2 protein-coding genes are annotated in these 970 nt (G+C 68.0%); both read left to right on the top strand.

Annotated elements, in window-relative coordinates:
* Positions 1 to 528, top strand: a 528-nt coding sequence (locus FS320_RS44140) for a winged helix-turn-helix domain-containing protein (RefSeq protein WP_152718750.1), incomplete at its 5' end; no start/stop codon positions are given.
* Positions 414 to 970 (top strand): transposase (locus FS320_RS44135; RefSeq protein WP_244627780.1); only part of this gene is annotated, 557 nt, incomplete at its 3' end. The genes FS320_RS44140 and FS320_RS44135, both read left to right, overlap by 115 nt.

The raw sequence follows: 970 nt of genomic DNA, 5'->3' as shown, positions 1-970 counted from the left end.
CGCCGTCTGGAGGCCGCGCGGCTGTTGCGGCAGGGGCGGCTCTCCCAAGCCGAGATCGCCCGACAGCTGGGGGCCAGCCGGGCCAGTGTTTCGCGCTGGGCCGCCACCCTCGCCCAGGATGGCCAGCGCGGTTTGGAGGCTCGACCCATTCCGGGCCGGTCCCCTCGGCTCGATGAGAAGGCCTGGGTTCGTCTGGGTCGGCTCCTGGATCGGGGCGCCATGGCGGCGGGCTTTGCCACCGAGCGCTGGACCCTCAAGCGTATCGCGGCCCTGATCGAGTGCGAGTTCGGAGTGCGCTACCATCCGCGTTATCTGGAGCGACCCCTCAGGGCGCATGGCTTCAGCGTGCAGCGCCCCGCCACCCGAGCACGAGAGCGCGATGAGCTTGTCATCGCCGTCTGGCCCAAGCGGGACTGGATAGCGCTCAAAAAAAGTCGCAGCGGGAGAAGCGCACGCTCCTCCTCTGGGACGAGACCGGCCACAGCTTCCGGGCGCGGCCAGGTACGACCTGGGCCCGGCGTGGGCTGACCCCGGTGCTGCGGCGGGTGAGCAAGCGGCGCGAGGTCTCGAGCATTGTGGCGATCACGCCGGATGGACGGCTCTACGCCCGCCACTATCGCACCAGCGTGTCGAGCAACACCGTGATCTCGGCCCTGCGGTATTTCCGTCGCAAGATCGGCACGCCGCTGCTGGTGGTCTGGGACCGGCTCAACGCCCATCGATCACAGGTCACCACCGCCTTCATTGCGGACCACCCGCAGGATTATGCGGTGGCCTACCTGCCGGCCTATGCACCAGAACTCAATCCCGAGGAGCAGTGTAATGCATGCGTCAAGCGAGCCATGGAAAGCGCGTTGCCCGGATCAGTCGCCGACTTGCACCGCCTGGCCCGCCGCGAGTTCGGCCGCCTGCAGCAACGGCCTGAGCTCATCACCAGCTTCTTCCGGCACGCAGGTCTCTCCGTTGCAGG

Origin of the sequence: Microvirga tunisiensis (assembly GCF_009296175.1) — a bacterium.
GTDB classification, from domain to species: domain Bacteria; phylum Pseudomonadota; class Alphaproteobacteria; order Rhizobiales; family Beijerinckiaceae; genus Microvirga; species Microvirga tunisiensis.
This window is presented reverse-complemented; position numbering and strand designations above follow the sequence as displayed.